Below are 18,574 nucleotides of genomic sequence, written 5' to 3' on the forward strand. Positions count from 1 at the left end.
ATTAAGCTAAAGTTTTTCATAGACAGAACGTTTATAAGAGTATTGAATATCGAAACACATTGCGCAAAAACTAGACACATGCAAAAGGATCGTGTTTATCTGGCAAAGCGCCTCACGCTGAGACACTGATTAGGTTGATTGGATGCATTCTATTGATGAGCTGATCGAGAACGTTAGACATAATGAGCAGATTGCGATGAAGTTTTTCGACATCGAACGCTGCATTTTGTCTATTGGACGTTGCGATCAATTTGTATCGACACTGACGAAAGAAGTGCAAAAGCAGTTCAATGTGCCGTTTGTATGGGTCAACTTGATCAACGAAGCGCCGCTATCACATTTGGTGGAAACTCTAGAAAAAACGGTCGGCTTAAAAGACAGAGTGCTGTTCACCCGACGCAGTGCGATGATCGATGCCATTGGTGTTGGCAACAAGACCGTGTTAGTGAATCAAGATATTGGCCGCTATTGGGAAGTGATTCCCCAAGCCTACCGCTCCATTATTGGCTCAGTGGCGGTCTCTCCTTTAACAATTGATGGTGAGTTAGTCGGATTGTTTTGTCAGGCAGATCAAGATCCCGCTCGTTACGATCCTAGTGCCAAGGACACCTTTTTACTGGATCAGCTCTCAATCAAAATCTCTATTTGTCTAAGTAACGTGACCGCAAGGGAGAAGCTAGAATACCTAGCTACCCGCGATCCATTAACGGGATTGTTAAATCGCCGCCAACTCGAGTTAATGCTAGAGCGTGAATTTGCCCGTTGTAAGGGACAAAACCGCGATTTAACCGCCGTTTTTCTAGATTGTGATGCATTTAAGTCGATCAACGATACTTTAGGCCACAATTGTGGCGACGAAGTGCTAGAATACATAGCGAAACGTCTTTTGAAGCATGTGTATAAACAAGGTTTAGCGTTCCGCTTTGCGGGAGATGAATTTGTGTTTGTGATGCCGGGCAAGAGCTATGATCAAGCAATGAGTATTGCTGAGTCGATTCATGATTATTTACAATCGAACCCGCTGCGCTACAAAAACAACTTAGTTCCCATTACCGTCAGCTACGGCGGAGCAAGCGTTTTATCTGACGCCCCAACCAGTTATAAACATCTGCTGAAATTAGCGGACGAACGCCTCTATAACTACAAAAACAATCGCAAGCGATCTGTTCCTACGAAAGTCTTCAAATTTCTGAATAAAATTCGCTAATATGTAATTAAATTACACTTGAGACGGGATTATTTTTGTTTTCTGGTGTTTTTACACGCTTTTTCGTTGTAAAATTTCAAAAAAATTAAAACTCCAAAGAGGTTTACTATGTCTCATGCTTTGATCGCAGATTTGGGAGGGACGAACGCACGTTTTGCCTTAGTGCCCATCAACCAATATCTGCCGCAAGAAGTAAGTGTTTATTCTTGCAAAGAGTACCAGTCTTTTTTTGATGCTGTGTCCGCTTATGTTGATCAATGTAGTGTAAACTTCGATTCTATCGATGCCATTGTGCTAGCGATTGCTGGCCCGGTTAACCAAGATGTTATCCGTTTCTCAAACAATCCTTGGCACTTCACTCGCCAACAGATCCAAGACCATTTCGGTCACGACAAGAAAATCGCCTTACTTAATGACTTTGATGCGATTGGTCACAGTCTAGAGGTCATTCCGAAGGAAGAGCTGATCCAAATTGGTGAGCCTTCTGAGATCGATCCGAAAGCTGCCTCATGGGTGCTGGGGGCTGGAACCGGATTGGGTGTGGCGTGCGTCGTACCACAAGAGAATGGTGCCAACATTGTCTTGCCTGGCGAAGGTGGTCATGTTGATCTCGCCACGTGCAATGACCAAGAAGATTATATTTTGCGCTTTTTACGAGAGCGTCATAAACGTGTCTCAGCTGAGCGTGTACTGTCAGGTATGGGACTGGAAAATATTTATGAAGCTTTGGCCCACCGCCAAGGCATTGAAAAGCGTTTAACTGCACCAGAAATTGGTGCCGCGATTGAAGCAGGTAATGATCCACTAGCAGAGGCCACATTGGATCAGTTTTTTACCTTCCTTGGACGTGTGACAGGGGATCTTGTCCTATCGGTTGAAACACGTGGTGGTGTTTACATCGCTGGTGGTATTGTGCCTCGTTATCTTGAACAAATTAAAGGCAGCGCGTTCCGTGACGCGATGCAAGACAAAGGTCGTATGAAAGCGTTTGTATCACCTATTCCTACCTTTGTTGTAATGTCTGAATACCCTGGGCTGATGGGATGTGCTAACTACGCATCGTATCTTGTTAATCAAGCCTAACTGAACCGGAGAGAAAATGATGAAGGCAAGTTTAAAAGCCTGTGATGTGGTGATTTTTGGTGGCGGTGGCGACTTGGCCATGCGCAAGCTTCTTCCAGCTCTCTATCATTTGGACCAAGACGGTCTGCTGGCGAAAAATACTCGCATCATCGGCGCATCACGTCGTGATATGAGTGCTGAAGATTACCAAGCAAAGGTTCGTGAAGCGCTAGACGAATTCGTACCGAAAAGTGTTGGCGACGAGAAAACTTGGCCACGTTTCAAAGAGCGTTTGAGCTATGTTTCCGTAGACGCTCAACAAGAGTCAGACTTCGCTCGTTTCAACGATAGTGGTGTGGGTTCTGACGACAAAGATGTGGTGTTCTATCTAGCGACTTCACCTGACTTGTTCGGTTCTATTTGTTCTTCTTTAGCCAACCATGGCCTAAATGAAGAGCGTATGCGTGTGGTACTTGAAAAGCCATTGGGTCGTGATTTGACGTCTTCTCGTGCGATCAACGATGAAGTGACGCAGAACTTCGGCGAGAAACAAATTTTCCGTATCGACCATTACCTTGGCAAAGAAACAGTACAAAACCTATTGGCGATCCGCTTCGGTAACACGCTGTTTGAACCGCTTTGGTCAAGTGCGCACATCGATAACGTACAGATCACAGTGTCTGAAACCGTTGGCGTAGAGGGCCGTTGGGGCTACTACGACAAAGCCGGTGCGCTACGTGACATGGTTCAGAACCACCTTGTGCAATTACTATGTTTGGTGGCGATGGAGCCTCCAGGTCGTAACGATGCTGACTCAGTACGTGATGAAAAAATCAAAGTATTGAAAGCTCTGCGTCCGATCGAAGGTGCCAACGCTTACACGAAAACCGTACGCGGTCAGTATGCGAAAGGCATGATTAACGGCAAAGAAGTAAAAGGCTACTTTGACGAAGAAGGATCAAATCCTGAGTCTCGTACAGAGACATTCGTGGCGCTTCGAGCTGATATTGATAACTGGCGTTGGGCCGGTGTTCCGTTCTACCTACGTACTGGTAAGCGTCTAGGTCAGCGCTATTCTGAAATCGTGATTCAATACAAAGCGATTCCGCACAGCATTTTTAATGATGAAAGTAACCGCCAGCTACAGCGTAACCAATTGATCATTCGTCTTCAGCCTGAAGAGAAAATCTCGCTAACGGTTATGAATAAAGTACCGGGTGCCGGTGAAGGTATGAACCTTCAGCCAGTAGACTTGAACCTAAGTTTGAGTGAAGCCTTCCAGAACAAACGTAGCCCAGAAGCTTATGAGCGTCTGTTGCTTGATGTGATGCGCGATGATGCAACTCTGTTCATGCGCTACGACGAAGTAGAAGCGGCTTGGAAATGGGTAGATGGCATCATGGCCGCTTGGAACCAAACCAGCGAGCGTCCAAAAGAATACGCATCAGGCTCTTGGGGGCCAGCTGCGTCCATGGCATTACCAATAAAAGATGGCCGTAACTGGCACGACTATTAAGCAAAAGGGGATTTACCTATGACGACTTACACAGCAGCTCAAGTCATGACTGCCACACCAGTTGTTCCAGTGATTGTTGTAGACGATGTAGAACAAGCGGTAAACCTAGGTAAAGCGTTGGTTGCAGGTGGCGTTCCAGTTCTTGAGGTAACACTTCGTACGGAAGCCGCGTTGGAAGCGATTACGGCTCTTCGTAAGGAAGTACCAGAAGCGATTGTTGGCGCTGGCACGGTTTGTTCACGTGAGCAATACATTCAAGCGGTTGAAGCGGGTTCTCAGTTTATTATCAGCCCAGGGTTAACGCCTGATCTGTTAAAAGTAGGCAAAGAATATGATATTCCTTATCTACCTGCTGTGGCGACGATTTCTGATATTTTGCTAGGCCTTGAATACGGCTACGACCATTTCAAATTCTTCCCAGCGGAAGTGAATGGTGGTGTGAAAGCCCTTAAAGCATTCTCAGGCCCACTGCCGCAAATCCGTTTTTGCCCAACAGGTGGCATCAATGAGAAAAACTTTAAAGACTATCTAGCCCTAGACAGCGTGCTATGTGTGGGTGGCTCTTGGATCGTGCCGACTGATCTTGTTAAAGCAGGTAAATGGGACGAGATTACTGAATTAGCGAAGTCTGTTCAGCAGTAATTACCCATTTTTATTGAGCTATGAGAATGCCTCACGATTTTCGTGGGGCATTTTTTTGCTCTGAAAATACTTCAAGCGATAATAGAGGCTACACACTTAAAGGATGAGTCACATGCCTGAATTGAAAACATTAGGGTTATTTTTGATCACAGCGTTGGCCGAAATAGTAGGGTGTTATTTGCCTTACTTATGGCTGCGTGAAGGGAAAAGCATTTGGCTGTTGTTGCCTGCTGCGTTGAGTCTGATGGCCTTCGCTTGGTTGTTAACGCTTCATCCAACGGCCTCAGGGCGTGTTTATGCGGCCTACGGTGGCGTCTACATTTTTAGTGCGGTGATGTGGCTTTGGTTGGTGGATGGTATTCGCCCCAGCACATGGGATGTTGTTGGTTCTTTAGTCGCTGTGCTGGGGATGGCCATTATTATGTTTGCACCAAGGTCCGCTTAGTAAAGCGTTCCATGAGTAAGTAGTTCGTTAGGCAAAACGGCTTTCAAGATAATGAATGATTTCTTTAGAATCATACATCCACTGGACGTTGCCGTTTTCTGAAATACGTAAGCAAGGGACTTTTACTTGACCGCCGCCAGATTGCAATTCTTCACGGTAAGGAGAGCCTTCAGAAGCACTGCGCTTCTCAATAGGAAGGTTGAGCTTGTACATAGCGCGTCGAGTTTTAGTGCAAAACGGGCAAGCTGTGAATTGGTATAAAGTTAGGTCTTTAGCCGCTTCGTTGACAGCTAATTGTTCTGCCTCAGGACGCTTCTTTTTGCTCCCACGCGTTACCACATCGACCAATACAATAAGGCCGCCTAAAAGGTTGCGAATCAACTTTACCAAGTATTTCATCTCGTACTCTCTGTTTCACTGGAATGTTCGGGGGCTCATTCTAACGATAAAGTCGATGTGGTTTAAGTAGTGGAACGCTTAATTTTTAATCTGAGCAACGATGGCATCTACACGCTCTGGCGATAGTGCAATTTTAGAGCGTAAGCGTGGGTACTTTTGTTCAATGACGTTGATATTACTTGCGTTTCCAACTTGAATAACCCCAATCATGCCCATCATCAAATGCGGCGGGCAGTAATACAGGTGAACCCCTTCTTGCGCAAGGTTTAACGTGTAGGTCTCATTGAGCGGGCTAGTCCACTGTTTGGCTTGCTCAGGAACCACGTAGGATTTGGCATTATGACCCGATTGTGTTGGTACAAAGGTGACAGTATCACCGACTTGAGCATGGACGTAGCTGGGTTCAAATACCATGGAACCGGCGTCACCGTAGTTTAACATTTGGATTTGCCAATCTTTGGCAGAGGCGAAAGAAGAGAGCAGCGCTAGACACAACAGAGAAAGTATTTTGGACATTCTTAACCTCATCAGAAATTTTTGATGGAACACTCGATAGCGTCAAAGACTAGACACTATCGAGTGTTAGGAAAATGCTGTGAACAGGGCTTATTTCGTCAGGCTGACAGCAAATGTTCCTGAAGGCGTTACAGGTAGGTAACGCTGGTAGAAATCTAGGTAGTTTTGTTCAGGCGTTAGGTCGGCAAACAGCTCTGGGTATTGAGCTTTGGCGATAAATTGCAGCATGCTACCGTCCAGAATGGTACGCGAAGCGCCTTGATAAATACCGTATACGCGCTGAGACTTAACAGCGCTTAGGTCTTCCCAACCAGGGCGTTTGGTAAAGCCTGCAAGACGTTGTTGCGCAACCTTACGATCGATGCCTTGGCCCATCACCATAGCGTCTGATTTTTTACCGCTTTCGGTACCTGCGATGAAGATCACTTCAGGGTTAGAGGCAATCACTTGTTCAGGGTTAATCGGCCCCCACCATTCCACAAACGGCGCAGCGATGTTATCACCACCTGCGCTAGAGACCATGGCACCCCACATGTTTTTGCCGTAGGTAAATGAGTACTCACTTGGGCCTTGGTTACCGAACTCAATGTAAGTGCGTGGTTTCTTTAAACCTGCGTCTGCAATCTTAGTGTGGATATCCGTAACCAGAGTCTCGTACTCGTCAGCGATTTTATCTGCTCGAGTTTCTTGGCCAGTTAGTTCACCGATGATGTGTGTACTTTGTAAATGGCGCTCAAGAGTTTGCGCATTGTAATCCACCACAACGATTGGAATGCCTGCATCTTCCAGTGTATCAACGTCCATACCTAGGCCTTTGTACTGCCAATCAGCTAGTAGTACAACATCAGGATTTAGGCTGAGCACTTTCTCTACTGAGAAAGTTTGTGATTCGATTTCACCTACGTCTGGGATGTCTTTTAGGGAAGGGCGGTAGTCTGTGTAAAGCTTCCAGCTCGCTGGGCGCCATGCTTCCCATGTATCACGGGAAATACCGACTACGTTGTCAAAGGCTTGCTCTGTACCGATGGCCATATAGTCTTCAGCATAAAAACCTAAGACAACACGTTGAGCTGGGACATCAATGTCGACGGAACGGCCTAAAACATCCTTGATAGTGGTCATTTCGGCTTGTGCAGCACCACTTATCAAGGCGGCACTTAGGGCGGCTAGAGCAAAGATTTTCATATGATCCTAATCCTATTGGCGTGTGAAAGCTAAGAAATGGCGTCATTAAACATTAGGATTGGTTTTTATGCAAATAATTCTCGTTATTGATTTGCATCTTGTTTGTTGGTTTTGCGTTTGATCAATTCTATTAGCTGAATAGTACAAAGCAGCCATTAGTCTGCACCTACACATTCTAAGAACTGATTTAATATTTGGTTAAACTGAGCGCCACGTTTTGTGGTGAGATTAATTTCTGATTCGAAATAATATTGCTGGGGCAGTAAGGCTTTCATGCGACCTTTAGATACCCAATATTCTGCGTAGTGCTCTGGCAAAAAGCCAATGTAAGTCCCTGTGAGTATCAAGAAAGCGATACCTTCGTGATCTGATGCCGTCGCACAGCAGTTTAACTTTTGATGCATGGCGATGGCATCAGGGGTCATTCGGTGACTTGTTACCACTGTGTTGCTGTGGTTCAAAGTGGACTGGTCAGGTTGCGGTTGCATGAACAATGGGTGTTGGTCGCTACAAAATAAATAGTAACGCTCGGTGTAAAGTGGGCGATACTCAAGCCCAGACACTTTATTGGTAGAGGGTACTGCTCCTACGTGAAAGCGACCATCGATCACGCCTTTTTCAATGTCGCTCGGTGTGGACATGGTAATGTTGATGTTAATTTTGTCACTCAAAGCACGCACATCCTTCAGTGCATGTGTGATACGCATATGCGGTTGTGTGACGAGGTTATTTACCAACGCGATGTTTAAATCGCCACGTAGATCATTGTTGATCTGATTCACATCACTGCGGAATTGCTCTATCGATGCCAAGAGCACTTCCGCTAGATTAAGCACCGCCTCACCTTCTTCAGTAAGAGTAATGCCACCTCTGCCTCGATGGCAGAGTTTCATATCTAAGCGCTTTTCTAAGTCACTCATTTGAATAGAAATAGCTGATTTAGTGATGCCTAAAATCGATTCTGCTGCGGTATAGCTGCCACACTCAATCACGGTTTTAAACAAACGAATCAGCTTGATATCAAAATCGGTAATTTGATTAATGATGGCGCGCTTCTTTTTGTTTTGCATTTACTTAACCTGAGTGTAGTAAGTTTGTATTTAACTTAACTTAAATCCGTGAGAAAAAATAGCTGTACCAACTTACGGAGTGTTTCACAATGAGTCTGTTTCAATTTTCAAATGGTGAGTCGGCTGACCTTAGCGCACACTGGATGCCGTTCTCTGCTAACCGTCAATTTCATCAGACGCCTCGTATCATCACGCAGGCTTCAGGCTCATGGTTTAAAGACAAAGATGGCCGTGATATCTACGACTCTTTATCTGGCCTATGGACCTGTGGTGCCGGTCACTCTCGCGCAGAAATTCAAAAAGCCGTCGCTGAACAATTAGGCACATTAGATTACTCGCCTGCGTTCCAATTCGGTCATGAGCTGTCTTTTAAATTGGCTGAGCGCATTGTTGCCAAAACCCCCGCAGGCCTTGATCACGTGATCTTCACTGGTTCTGGTTCTGAAAGTGCGGACACTTCGTTGAAGCTTGCGCGTGCATATTGGCGTGCCAAAGGTAAGCCAAGCAAAACCAAGCTGATTGGTCGTGCTCGCGGCTACCATGGGGTAAACATTGGCGGTACTAGCCTAGGTGGCATTAACGGTAACCGTAAAACATTTGGTCAGCTGTTCGATGCCGATCATATTCCCCACACACTTCAGCCAGAGCTAGCGTTTACAAAAGGCATGGCGCAGACCGGTGGTGTTGAGTTAGCCAATGAATTTCTGAAACTGATTGAGCTGCATGATGCATCGAACATCGCCGCGATTATCGTTGAGCCAATGTCTGGTTCAGCAGGTGTGATCGTACCGCCAGTTGGCTACTTACAGCGTCTACGTGAAATCTGTGACCAGCACGATATTTTGCTGATTTTTGATGAAGTCATTACAGCGTTTGGTCGTATGGGGAAATGGACTGGTGCAGAGTTTTTTGGTGTCACGCCGGACATTATGAACACTGCTAAGCAGATTACCAACGGTGCGATCCCTATGGGGGCGGTGATTGCCTCTAAAGAGATTTACCAAACCTTTATGGAGCAAGATCTAGCAGGACATGCCATTGAATTTGCTCATGGTTACACCTACTCAGCGCACCCAGTGGCCTGTGCGGCAGCGTTAGCAACACTGAATCTTTTAGAGCGCGATCACTTGATTCCACAATCAGCTGAACTTGCACCGATTTTCGAAGACAAGCTTCATGCACTCAAGGGTACCAAGCACATAGTCGATATTCGCAACTGTGGTTTAGCGGGGGCATTGCAGATCCAGCCTAAAGACGGTGATCCAACTGCCCGTCCTTACCAAGCGATGTTGGCATTGTGGGACAAAGGTTTCTACGTTCGCGCTGGCGGTGACACGTTGCAATTTGGGCCAACGTTCAATGCCCAAGCAGAGGATTTAGAGCGCTTGTTTAGCGCTGTTCACGAGACATTGCAGTCTTTGGATTAAGTTTTACACATTTGATTTTTGACGAGTTAAGAAAAGGTATTGAACACAATGGAAACAGTAACGCATTTGATTGCCGGCGAAATGGTCAGCCACAGCAACGAAACAATTGAAGTTTTTAACCCTGCAACCGGTGCCGTAACGTGCCTAATGGAAATGGGTAATCAAGAAACAGTAGAGCAAGCTATTCGTGCAGCGGAAGCCGCATTACCTGCTTGGAAGAAAACGCCGCCGCTAAAACGTGCTCGTGTGATGTACCGTTTTAAAGAGCTGTTAGAAGCCAATAAAGACACCATCGCTAAAATGATCAGCGAAGAACATGGTAAAACCGTGCCGGATGCGCTGGGTGAATTACAGCGTGGTATTGAAAATGTGGAGTACGCTTGTGGCGCGCCGGAGTTTTTGAAAGGTGAATACTCCAGCACAACAGGTCCAGGTATCAACGCTTGGAGCGACAGCAAACCAGTCGGTATTGTTGCAGGTATCACGCCATTCAACTTCCCTGCGATGGTGCCACTGTGGATGTACCCGCTAGCGATTGTGTGTGGTAACTGTTTCATCTTAAAACCTTCTGAGAAGGATCCAAGCTCTACTCTTTACATCGCTAAGTTGCTAGACGAAGCGGGTCTACCAAAAGGGGTGATGAGTGTCGTCAACGGTGGCAAAGATGTGGTGGATGCTTTGATTCAAGCGCCACAAGTAAAAGCGATGAGCTTCGTTGGTTCCACGCCAGTCGCGGAATACATCTACTCACAAGGCACAGCGAACGGTAAGCGTGTGCAAGCGCTAGGTGGTGCGAAAAACCACGCGATTGTCATGCCAGATGCAGAGTTGGACGGCGCTGTCAGCGCATTGATGGGCGCTGCGTTTGGTTCTTGTGGTGAGCGTTGTATGGCCATTTCTGTTGCCGTGTGTGTGGGTGATGAAACCGCTGATCGCTTGATTGCAAAACTAACTCCTCAAATCCATGAGTTACGCGTCGGTGCCTATACTCAAGAGGGTGCTGAAATGGGGCCACTGATTTCGAAAGAACACTTCGAGAAAGTGACGCAATACGTCAATGAAGGCGTAGCAAGTGGCGCTAACTTGTTGGTTGATGGCCGCAGTTTAAAAGTAGAAGGCCATGAAAACGGCTACTTTATTGGCGGTTGTCTATTCGACAATGTGACCACGGACATGAGCATTTACAAAGAAGAAATCTTTGGCCCAGTGCTATGTGTGGTTCGCGTGAACAGCCTTGAAGAAGGTATCGCTTTGATCAATGAACATGAGTACGGCAACGGTACTTGTATCTTTACTCGTGACGGTGAAGCGGCCGAACTGTTCTGCGACGAAGTGGAAGCCGGCATGGTGGGTGTTAACGTACCTCTTCCTGTACCAGTAGCTTCTCACAGTTTTGGCGGCTGGAAACGTTCTTTGTTCGGTGACCTGCATGCTTACGGTCCTGATGGCGTACGTTTCTATACTCGCAAGAAAGCCATTAGCCAACGTTGGCCGAAACGCGCTTCCCATGAAGCGGCGCAGTTTGCTTTCCCAAGCCAGCAGTAGTTGATGTACCAAACCTCCGGGGCAGGATAGTGTGACTGTTATCTGCTCAACCTTGAATGGCGTTGTCTCTTAGAGATAGCGCCATTTTTTATGCTATTGGCTGACCAACTGGTCAAGCGCTTTTGGCTAACTTTCCTTTTAACTTTAGGTTTAAACCAATTCAACTTGGTGCTAGCTACAGAGTTAAAGACCATTCGTAGATACTTGCCGACTTTCTTTTGAAGCTATCGTGACCAACGGGAGTTAGGTGCATGTCTTTGCGAATATTTTCTGTCTTGTTTTTAGCAACTGTCTTAGTTGGCTGTACGGCTGAGGCGGATTCAACGGTTGCTACGCAGCCCCCAGCTCAGCCTGTTGATGTGGCAAAAGTGGTTTATGCCCAATACAGTCCTGAGTACACCTTTACCACACGTTTAGAATCGCCCCAGCAGGTGGATTTACGTCCGCGTGTGTCAGGCGTCATTGATGCGGTGTCGTTTAAAGAAGGGAGTCGCGTCAAACGTGGTGACCTATTGTTCAAAATCGATCCGCGACCCTTTTCAGCTGAAGTTGCTCGCCTGACCGCAGAGTTGAATCGCGCGCAAGCGGCTTTAAGCCAAGCGCAATCCGAAGCAGATCGCGCCAAAAGCTTACAAGGTCGTAACGCGATGTCAGCGGAGCAAGCGGAGTCGAGAGTTTCCCTTGCACAGCAGCGTCGTGCCGAACTTGCCTCCGTGCAGGCTGCATTGGAAGCTGCTCTGTTAAACCTGCAGTTTACCGAAGTACGTGCGCCGATTGATGGGCAAGTTTCAAATGCTTTCATCACTGTGGGTAACAACGTTCAAGCGGGCCAAAGTGTGCTAACGACGTTAGTCGCGACAGACTCTTTGTATGCGTACTTTGATGTGGACGAGCGCACTTGGAACAGTGCTTTCTCTCAAGTCAAAGCAGATGGTCAAACTAAAGCAACGATGATGCTGTCTGGTCAAGCTCAGACGGAGTATCAGGGCTACCTAGATTTCATTGATAACCAGATCAATGTTGAGAGTGGCACTTTACGTGTTCGAGCTTTGTTTAAGTCAGACAGTGAAGCGCTTCGCCCTGGAGCCTTTGCACGTATCCAGCTGCAAGCAGTGGCTAGCCAGCCAACTATTTTAGTCCCAGATCGCGCCGTTGGAACCGATCTAGAGAATCGTTTTGTATTGGTCGTAAATCAAGACAATGTTTTGGAATACCGCCAAGTACAGCTAGGCCGTAGAGAGGGGGATTTACGAGTGATTGAATCTGGCTTACAGCCTAATGAGCGCATCGCGGTTAACGGTCCAGCTCGAGTGGGACCAGGTATGACCATTGCTCCTAGGGATGTGTCGATTAAAACGGCTGAGTTGGCCTTAGCATCCGCTAAACCATCGGCGTAACAAGAGCTTTTCTAACATGAAATTCAGTCACTTTTTTATCAGTCGACCTATTTTTGCGGCGATGCTGTCTTTGCTGATTCTGATCGGCGGCGGCATTTCCCTATTTCAGTTGCCTGTCAGTGAATACCCAGAAGTTGTCCCACCGACTGTGGTCGTGACGGCCAACTATCCTGGTGCTAACCCTAAAGTCATCGCTGAAACCGTTGCCGCGCCTTTGGAACAAGAAATGAATGGTGTGGAAAACATGCTGTACATGTTTTCTCAAGCGACGACCGATGGACGCATGACTCTAACCCTGACGTTCGCTTTGGGAACGGACTTGGATCGTGCTCAGGTACAAGTGCAAAACCGTGTCTCCAGTGCTTTACCAAGATTGCCAGAGGAAGTGCAGCGACTTGGGGTGGTTGCCGAGAAATCGTCGCCTAACTTAACCATGGTGGTGCACCTGTTTTCGCCTGAGGGTGATCGCGATATTAGCTATCTATCAAACTACGCAGATATTTATATCAAAGACGCTTTGGCGCGTTTGCCGGGCGTGGGCGATGTGCAGATGTTCGGTGGTGGTAAATACTCCATGCGCTTGTGGCTTGATCCTGATGCTTTAGCTTCCCGTGACTTGATTCCAAGTGATGTGGTGCAGGCCGTTAGGGAACAAAACCAGCAAGTCGCTGCGGGCAGTTTAGGTGCTCAACCCGTTTCTAACGACAGTGAATTCCAAATCTTATTGAATGTGAAAGGTCGTCTTGAAAGCATTGATGAATTTGAAAAAATCATCGTTCAAGTCAATGATAATGGCGCTATCACACGTCTAAAAGATGTGGCTAGGATCGAGCTTGGGCAGGATTCCTATTCTCTTCGTGCGCTTCTGAATGGTCAAACTGCGGTCGCCATTCCTATTTTCCAGCGACCAGGTTCGAATGCCATTGAGTTGTCGAACCAAGTTCGAGCGCAAATGGACGAGTTGTCCCAGAGCTTTCCTCAAGGGGTAGACTATGCAATCGCTTACGACCCAACAGTCTTTGTGCGTGGCTCCATTGATGCGGTGATCAATACGTTACTGGAAGCGATTGTCCTCGTCGTAATTGTGGTGATTCTATTCCTACAAACATGGCGCGCCTCGATTATTCCATTAATTGCCGTGCCTGTTTCCTTAGTTGGTACTTTTGCCGTCATGCAGTGGCTTGGGGTCTCAATCAACACCTTGTCTTTGTTTGGCTTGGTTCTAGCCATCGGTATCGTGGTGGATGATGCCATTGTAGTGGTGGAAAACGTTGAGCGTAATATCGAACATGGATTGTCGCCTGTGGCTGCCACTCGACAAGCTATGAGTGAGGTCACCGGACCAATCATAGCCATTGCTTTAGTGCTGTGTGCGGTGTTTATTCCAACAGCGTTTATACAGGGCTTAAGTGGCCAGTTTTACAAACAGTTTGCCTTGACGATCACGATTTCGACACTGATTTCTGCGTTTAACTCACTAACCTTATCGCCTGCGTTATCCGCTATTTTGCTGCGCTCTCATGATGCCAAGCCTGATGCGTTAACACGTTTAATGAACGCCATATTTGGTCGTTGGTTGTTTACACCGTTTAACCGCCTATTTGATCGTGGTGGGCGAGCTTACGAGAAAGGTGTGAAAAAGCTGATCCGTTTAGGTGTGGTGGTTGGCGTTGTATACGTGGGCTTGCTTGGCGGCACGTTCAAATTATTCGATGAGGTGCCAGGTGGTTTTATCCCGATTCAGGATAAGCAGTACTTGGTTGCGATTGCTCAGTTACCAGACGCGGCAAGTTTAGATCGAACAGAAGCCGTGGTACGTGAAATGGAACAAATTGCATTGGCGACACCTGGTGTCATGCAAACTGTGTCATTCCCAGGCCTTTCTGTGAATGGTTTTACCAATAGTTCAAACAGTGCCATTGTCTTTGTGACACTGGATGAGTTTGCTGAGCGTAAAGTGCCAGAATTGTCTGCTGGAGCCATTGCAGGCCAATTGAATGGCCGCTTCAGCACCATTGATGAGGCATTTGTGGCGATCTTTCCACCGCCGCCTATTTTGGGGCTTGGTTCGACTGGGGGCTTTAAACTACAGATTGAGGATCGTGCCAGCCTAGGCTTTGATGCCTTGTTTGCCAATCTGCAAAAAGTCATGAATGCGGCTTACCAAGATCCAGCCTTAACCGGCGTATTCTCAAGCTTCCGTATTCAAGTGCCGCAAATGGACATTGAAGTGGATCGCGAGCAGGCTTTATTGCAAGGCATTCCCTTGGATCAGGTATTTGAAACACTGCAGATCTATTTAGGTTCAGCGTACGTCAACGATTTCAATTTATTTGGCAAAACCTATCAGGTAAATGCTCAAGCTGAAGCCGAACATAGGGTAGACCCTGAGCAGATCTTGCGCTTAAAGGTTCGCAATAATGCTGGAGCGATGGTGCCGTTGGGATCGATTCTAACCGTGGAGCCAACCATTGGTCCGGATCGTGTGATGCACTACAACGGTTACCCTACTGCTGAGTTAAATGGTAATCCAGCACCCGGGTACAGCTCGGATCAGGCACAGGCGGCCATTGAGAAAATTCTAAATGAGCAGCTTGATAAAGGTATGGCGTTTGAATGGACAGAAGTGACGTACCAACAAATATTGGCAGGTAATACTATGGTGTATATCTTCCCGTTGGTGGTACTGCTTGTGTTTATGGTGCTGGCAGCACAGTACGAGAGTCTCACGCTGCCGCTAGCGATCATTTTGATTGTACCGATGACCATTTTATCTGCTTTAGCAGGCGTATGGTTAACGTCAGGGGACAACAATATTTTCACTCGGGTAGCCTTAATCGTACTGGTTGCTTTGGCCAGTAAAAATGCCATCCTGATGGTTGAATTTGCGCGTGATAAACGTCATCAAGGTGAGTCTCGCTTAGAAGCGATACTGTCTGCCTGTCGTTTGCGTTTACGTCCGATCCTGATGACATCCATTGCCTTCACCGCAGGCGTTGTGCCATTGGTGTTGGCTACCGGCGCAGGGGCAGAAATGCGTCAAGCGATGGGGGTGGCTGTATTCTCTGGCATGATTGGTGTTACGGTGTTTGGTTTATTGTTTACACCGGTTTTCTACATGGCCATGACCGCTTTGGAACGAAAGAAGTCCTAGTCAAAAGAATAGTGATGACTCTGTAAAAAGGGGGGCTCCAATTTTGGAGCCCCCTTTTGTTTTTTATAGATTGTGAATCATATCTTCGAGTTCATGAGGACACTGGTCTTTTACATTCGCCAGCATGTAATCAATAAACACACGGGTTTTGGCTGGTAGGTAATGTCGTGAAGAATAGTAAATCATGACGCGGATTGGATCGGCTTCGTAGTCTTTCAAAATACGACGAAAACCACCTTGCTCTAGGCATGTTTCATAATTGCCGACGCCAACGGCGGCAATACCGACACCCATCTCCACGGCGGTCATGGCAGCTGAGAGGTTGTTGACGATTAGATTGCCTTCCGGTTCCATTTGAATTTGCTCACCGTCGATTCGAAAATTCCAGATTTTCTTTCTTCCAGTGGTGTCTGAACGGTAGGCAATGCAGTTGTGTTGTAGCAGATCTTGCGGGCAGCTAGGTTCGCCATATTTATTGATGTATTCACGACTGGCAACCAGTACTGGTTGTAGTGAGTAAAACTCCCTAGCAATCAGGGCACTATCGATATTGCCTAAGACACCAATACCAACATCGGCTCCTTCTTTAACGAGATCCCCCATACGGTCGTCAAACTTTAAGTCCAACTCAATATCAGGGTACTTCTTCAGAAAATCAGGCACTAACGGCAGTACAAACATGCGTCCAAAGCTGTCCGGAAGATTCACTTTCAAACGTCCATGTGGGGCTTTTTGCTTGTCTGTACTGAGACGAATTTGATCCTCAAGTTGCTCTATCAAATGCCCGGTGCGTTTGTAGAGTTCCTGACCGTCTTCGGTCAAGGTGAGGGAGTGAGTAGAGCGATGAAACAGTCGTAATTCTAAGTTTTTCTCAAGCTGCGAAATGGATTTACTGATGGCGGCCGAAGACACGCCCAGTAATCTTGCTGCACTGGAGAAACTGCCGTTTTTCACCACCGTGTTAAAAATATTTAGCTGGTTTGGAATCATTGACGGGCCTTCCAAGAAAAAAATAAAGCCAAGCGGAAGAGGGTCCGTAGGGGCTTCTGATTGACTGAAAATTATACCATCTTCATGCTTAGTTTGGCGGATTTAATGGACTCTAATGCCGAGTTAAATGAGGAAAAAAGCGGGCTTAATTTATGAATTGATAGGCTTATCTATGGCTTTTCACAGAGAGTATGTCAGGCTGAATAGATCAACGAAAAATAGGAGGTGGCTATGCAGTTTAGTCGATTTCAATTTCGAAAGTGCGCTGAGTCTAAGGACAAGAATCGCGACTTTATCGCCGAAGAACCTATTTCCCTAGATCAAGCAGCGCAAGAGTATGCGGTAAAATATGATGAGCTCAACTTTTGGCAAAAATGTAAACGCTATGCTAATCGCATCGGGCGAGCGGGATTAGAGAAAGTATTCAGCCTCTATTATGCCACCCAACATAAGGACTGTACCCTAGCACAAAAAGCAGCAATCTATGGGGCGTTGGGGTATCTGCTCACGCCGATTGATGTGATCCCCGACTTGACGCCGTTTTTCGGTTACAGTGATGACATCAGTTTGATCAGCAGTGCCTTGATTGCTGTGGCTTCTTTAATCGATGAGGGTGTCAAAGAAAAAGCTAAGGTCAAAGTGGAACAATTAATGGGAGAAACGGAGTCAGAATGAAAACAATCGGATTATTAGGTGGTATGAGCTGGGAAAGCACACAGGGATATTATCGGGCCATTAATGAGGGGGTGAAAGAAGCCCTAGGCGGTCTTCACTCTGCCAAGGTGGTTCTGAATAGTGTGGATTTTGCTGAAATAGAAGCCTGCCAACAAAGTGGAGACTGGCGCAAGGCCGGAGAGATACTGGCTCAAGCTGCCCAAGGAGTCGAAGCAGCGGGAGCGGACTGTCTGCTAATTTGTACCAACACCATGCACAAAGTGGCAGAGGACATTGATGATGCGATCTCCATTCCACTTATCCATATCGCAGATGCCACCGGTGAGGCTTTAAAGCAAGCCGGCGTTAAACGGGTCGGGCTGCTGGGGACCGCATTCACTATGGAGCAAGGCTTTTATAAAGGACGTTTAAGCGAGCGGCACGATCTAGAAGTATTGGTGCCCAAATCAGAAGATCGGGCTTTGATCCACCGAGTGATTTTCCAAGAGCTATGCGTTGGCATTACAACGAATGCCTCAAAAGCTGAATACTTGCGCATTATTCAATCGTTAAAAGAGCAGGGCGCCGAAGCGGTGATACTAGGATGCACTGAAATTGGCATGCTGGTCACCCAGGCTGATACCGATACTCCGTTGTTTGATACCACTGAGATTCATGCGGGCGCAGCGGTTACTTTTGCATTAAAGTAAATAATCCATTAACTATCTGGTTTTCTTTTGCCATATTTGATCCTTAAAAGCGTGCTATGTTTAAGGTCTATTGTTAATAACCATGTTTACAACACATCTGAGGGATTACCAGTGAAAGTATTAGCCTTTGCTGCAACAAACCACAAAGCATCAATCAACAAACAACTAGTGACTCATGCGGCCAACATTGTGGCGCAAAATACGGGTGCTGAAGTTGAAGTGCTGGATCTAAACGATTACGAATTACCGCTCTATAGTATCGAGCGCCAAACGGAAAACGGTATGCATCCGTTGGCTCAACAGTTCTTCGATAAAATTGGTGCAGCGGATGCGGTGCTGATTTCATTTGCCGAGCACAATGGTTCTTATGCCGCAGTGTACAAGAACTTATTTGACTGGGCGTCTCGTATCGATATGAAGGTATACCAAAACAAACCAACCGTTTTATTGTCAACTTCCCCTGGTCCTGGTGGTGCTGGAAACGTGTTGGCGGGGGCAGTGAACTCAGCGGGATTCTTCGCAATGGATTTAAAAGGTAGCTTGTCTGTGCCTTCATTTAACGACAACTTCGATACGGATAAAGGTGTTTTGGTCAACGAAGAGTTGTCTGCAAAACTAAAAGACATACTAGCGACACTAGGTTAATGATTTAGTC

The 18,574-nt window shown here is 46.7% G+C and carries 17 protein-coding genes; 12 read left to right on the top strand and 5 right to left on the bottom strand.

Going from position 1 to position 18,574, the window contains the following annotated elements; translation table 11 throughout:
• The first annotated feature begins 142 nt into the window (after positions 1–142).
• From ACXAC1_RS11955 to ACXAC1_RS11975, 5 genes are all read left to right on the top strand, one after another.
• On the top strand, positions 143–1,207 hold the full coding sequence (locus ACXAC1_RS11955) for a sensor domain-containing diguanylate cyclase (RefSeq protein ID WP_475061670.1): 1,065 nt from the start codon (positions 143–145) through the stop codon (positions 1,205–1,207).
• A 108-nt stretch (positions 1,208–1,315) separates the two neighbouring features.
• Entirely contained in the window at positions 1,316–2,290 is a 975-nt protein-coding gene (gene glk / locus ACXAC1_RS11960) for a glucokinase (RefSeq protein ID WP_475061671.1), read from the top strand.
• A gap of 19 nt (positions 2,291–2,309) precedes the next feature.
• Entirely contained in the window at positions 2,310–3,785 is a 1,476-nt protein-coding gene (gene zwf / locus ACXAC1_RS11965) for a glucose-6-phosphate dehydrogenase (protein WP_475063820.1), read from the top strand.
• Positions 3,786–3,803: 18 nt separating this feature from the next.
• Positions 3,804–4,427 carry a bifunctional 4-hydroxy-2-oxoglutarate aldolase/2-dehydro-3-deoxy-phosphogluconate aldolase gene (locus ACXAC1_RS11970; RefSeq protein WP_133563418.1) on the top strand — a complete coding sequence of 208 codons (624 nt, stop codon included), beginning with the start codon at positions 3,804–3,806 and terminating at the stop codon, positions 4,425–4,427.
• Between the two features lie 112 nt (positions 4,428–4,539).
• Positions 4,540–4,872, top strand: a complete 333-nt coding sequence (locus ACXAC1_RS11975) for a YnfA family protein (RefSeq protein WP_133563416.1) — start codon at positions 4,540–4,542, stop codon at positions 4,870–4,872.
• A gap of 27 nt (positions 4,873–4,899) precedes the next feature.
• Here ACXAC1_RS11975 and ACXAC1_RS11980 read toward each other — a convergent pair whose 3' ends face one another.
• The 4 genes from ACXAC1_RS11980 to ACXAC1_RS11995 all read right to left on the bottom strand — a co-directional run bounded on the left by ACXAC1_RS11980 (position 4,900) and on the right by ACXAC1_RS11995 (position 8,042).
• Positions 4,900–5,271, bottom strand: coding sequence for a glutathione S-transferase N-terminal domain-containing protein (locus ACXAC1_RS11980; protein ID WP_475061672.1), 372 nt, complete (start codon positions 5,269–5,271; stop codon positions 4,900–4,902).
• A 78-nt stretch (positions 5,272–5,349) separates the two neighbouring features.
• A complete protein-coding gene (locus ACXAC1_RS11985) occupies positions 5,350–5,787 on the bottom strand; it encodes a pseudoazurin (protein ID WP_475061673.1) in 438 nt (145 codons plus the stop codon).
• Positions 5,788–5,877: 90 nt separating this feature from the next.
• On the bottom strand, positions 5,878–6,972 hold the full coding sequence (locus ACXAC1_RS11990) for an ABC transporter substrate-binding protein (protein ID WP_475061674.1): 1,095 nt from the start codon (positions 6,970–6,972) through the stop codon (positions 5,878–5,880).
• 155 nt (positions 6,973–7,127) lie between these two features.
• Positions 7,128–8,042: a LysR family transcriptional regulator gene (locus ACXAC1_RS11995; RefSeq protein ID WP_228189836.1), complete on the bottom strand. Its 915-nt coding sequence runs from the start codon at positions 8,040–8,042 to the stop codon at positions 7,128–7,130.
• Positions 8,043–8,131: 89 nt separating this feature from the next.
• Between ACXAC1_RS11995 and aptA the strand changes: the two genes are divergently transcribed.
• From aptA to ACXAC1_RS12015, 4 genes are all read left to right on the top strand, one after another.
• Positions 8,132–9,469, top strand: coding sequence for an omega-aminotransferase AptA (gene aptA / locus ACXAC1_RS12000; RefSeq protein ID WP_475061675.1), 1,338 nt, complete (start codon positions 8,132–8,134; stop codon positions 9,467–9,469).
• Positions 9,470–9,517: 48 nt separating this feature from the next.
• Positions 9,518–11,014 carry a CoA-acylating methylmalonate-semialdehyde dehydrogenase gene (locus ACXAC1_RS12005; protein ID WP_475061676.1) on the top strand — a complete coding sequence of 499 codons (1,497 nt, stop codon included), beginning with the start codon at positions 9,518–9,520 and terminating at the stop codon, positions 11,012–11,014.
• 251 nt (positions 11,015–11,265) lie between these two features.
• Positions 11,266–12,411, top strand: a complete 1,146-nt coding sequence (locus ACXAC1_RS12010; protein WP_228189838.1) for an efflux RND transporter periplasmic adaptor subunit — start codon at positions 11,266–11,268, stop codon at positions 12,409–12,411.
• 16 nt (positions 12,412–12,427) lie between these two features.
• Entirely contained in the window at positions 12,428–15,565 is a 3,138-nt protein-coding gene (locus tag ACXAC1_RS12015; protein WP_475061677.1) for an efflux RND transporter permease subunit, read from the top strand.
• A gap of 63 nt (positions 15,566–15,628) precedes the next feature.
• Here the strand turns inward: ACXAC1_RS12015 and ACXAC1_RS12020 are convergent, their stop codons facing one another.
• Positions 15,629–16,555, bottom strand: coding sequence for a LysR family transcriptional regulator (locus ACXAC1_RS12020; protein ID WP_055463829.1), 927 nt, complete (start codon positions 16,553–16,555; stop codon positions 15,629–15,631).
• 231 nt (positions 16,556–16,786) lie between these two features.
• Between ACXAC1_RS12020 and ACXAC1_RS12025 the strand changes: the two genes are divergently transcribed.
• The 3 genes from ACXAC1_RS12025 (at position 16,787) to ACXAC1_RS12035 (ending at position 18,564) form a co-directional block, all read left to right on the top strand.
• On the top strand, positions 16,787–17,230 hold the full coding sequence (locus ACXAC1_RS12025) for a YkvA family protein (RefSeq protein ID WP_055463828.1): 444 nt from the start codon (positions 16,787–16,789) through the stop codon (positions 17,228–17,230).
• Positions 17,227–17,919 (top strand): aspartate/glutamate racemase family protein, encoded by a 693-nt coding sequence (locus ACXAC1_RS12030; protein WP_475061678.1) that lies wholly within the window; start codon positions 17,227–17,229, stop codon positions 17,917–17,919. Before ACXAC1_RS12025 ends, ACXAC1_RS12030 begins: the two co-directional genes overlap by 4 nt.
• Before the next feature lie 111 nt (positions 17,920–18,030).
• Positions 18,031–18,564, top strand: coding sequence for an NADPH-dependent FMN reductase (locus ACXAC1_RS12035; protein ID WP_475061679.1), 534 nt, complete (start codon positions 18,031–18,033; stop codon positions 18,562–18,564).
• Positions 18,565–18,574: the final 10 nt, after the last annotated feature.

Source organism: Marinomonas sp. AWM4_232, assembly GCF_056158325.1.

Bases quoted from the DNA above. Each gene is read 5' to 3' on its own strand.
- ACXAC1_RS11970 (WP_133563418.1), top strand. From the start codon at position 3,804: ATGACGACTTACACAGCAGCTCAAGTCATGACTGCCACACCAGTTGTT.
- ACXAC1_RS12025 (WP_055463828.1), top strand. From the start codon at position 16,787: ATGCAGTTTAGTCGATTTCAATTTCGAAAGTGCGCTGAGTCTAAGGAC.
- aptA (WP_475061675.1), top strand. From the start codon at position 8,132: ATGAGTCTGTTTCAATTTTCAAATGGTGAGTCGGCTGACCTTAGCGCA.
- ACXAC1_RS12020 (WP_055463829.1), bottom strand. From the start codon at position 16,555: ATGATTCCAAACCAGCTAAATATTTTTAACACGGTGGTGAAAAACGGC.
- ACXAC1_RS11955 (WP_475061670.1), top strand. From the start codon at position 143: ATGCATTCTATTGATGAGCTGATCGAGAACGTTAGACATAATGAGCAG.
- ACXAC1_RS11980 (WP_475061672.1), bottom strand. From the start codon at position 5,271: ATGAAATACTTGGTAAAGTTGATTCGCAACCTTTTAGGCGGCCTTATT.
- ACXAC1_RS11985 (WP_475061673.1), bottom strand. From the start codon at position 5,787: ATGTCCAAAATACTTTCTCTGTTGTGTCTAGCGCTGCTCTCTTCTTTC.
- glk (WP_475061671.1), top strand. From the start codon at position 1,316: ATGTCTCATGCTTTGATCGCAGATTTGGGAGGGACGAACGCACGTTTT.
- ACXAC1_RS12015 (WP_475061677.1), top strand. From the start codon at position 12,428: ATGAAATTCAGTCACTTTTTTATCAGTCGACCTATTTTTGCGGCGATG.
- zwf (WP_475063820.1), top strand. From the start codon at position 2,310: ATGAAGGCAAGTTTAAAAGCCTGTGATGTGGTGATTTTTGGTGGCGGT.
- ACXAC1_RS12010 (WP_228189838.1), top strand. From the start codon at position 11,266: ATGTCTTTGCGAATATTTTCTGTCTTGTTTTTAGCAACTGTCTTAGTT.
- ACXAC1_RS11990 (WP_475061674.1), bottom strand. From the start codon at position 6,972: ATGAAAATCTTTGCTCTAGCCGCCCTAAGTGCCGCCTTGATAAGTGGT.
- ACXAC1_RS12005 (WP_475061676.1), top strand. From the start codon at position 9,518: ATGGAAACAGTAACGCATTTGATTGCCGGCGAAATGGTCAGCCACAGC.
- ACXAC1_RS12030 (WP_475061678.1), top strand. From the start codon at position 17,227: ATGAAAACAATCGGATTATTAGGTGGTATGAGCTGGGAAAGCACACAG.
- ACXAC1_RS11975 (WP_133563416.1), top strand. From the start codon at position 4,540: ATGCCTGAATTGAAAACATTAGGGTTATTTTTGATCACAGCGTTGGCC.
- ACXAC1_RS11995 (WP_228189836.1), bottom strand. From the start codon at position 8,042: ATGCAAAACAAAAAGAAGCGCGCCATCATTAATCAAATTACCGATTTT.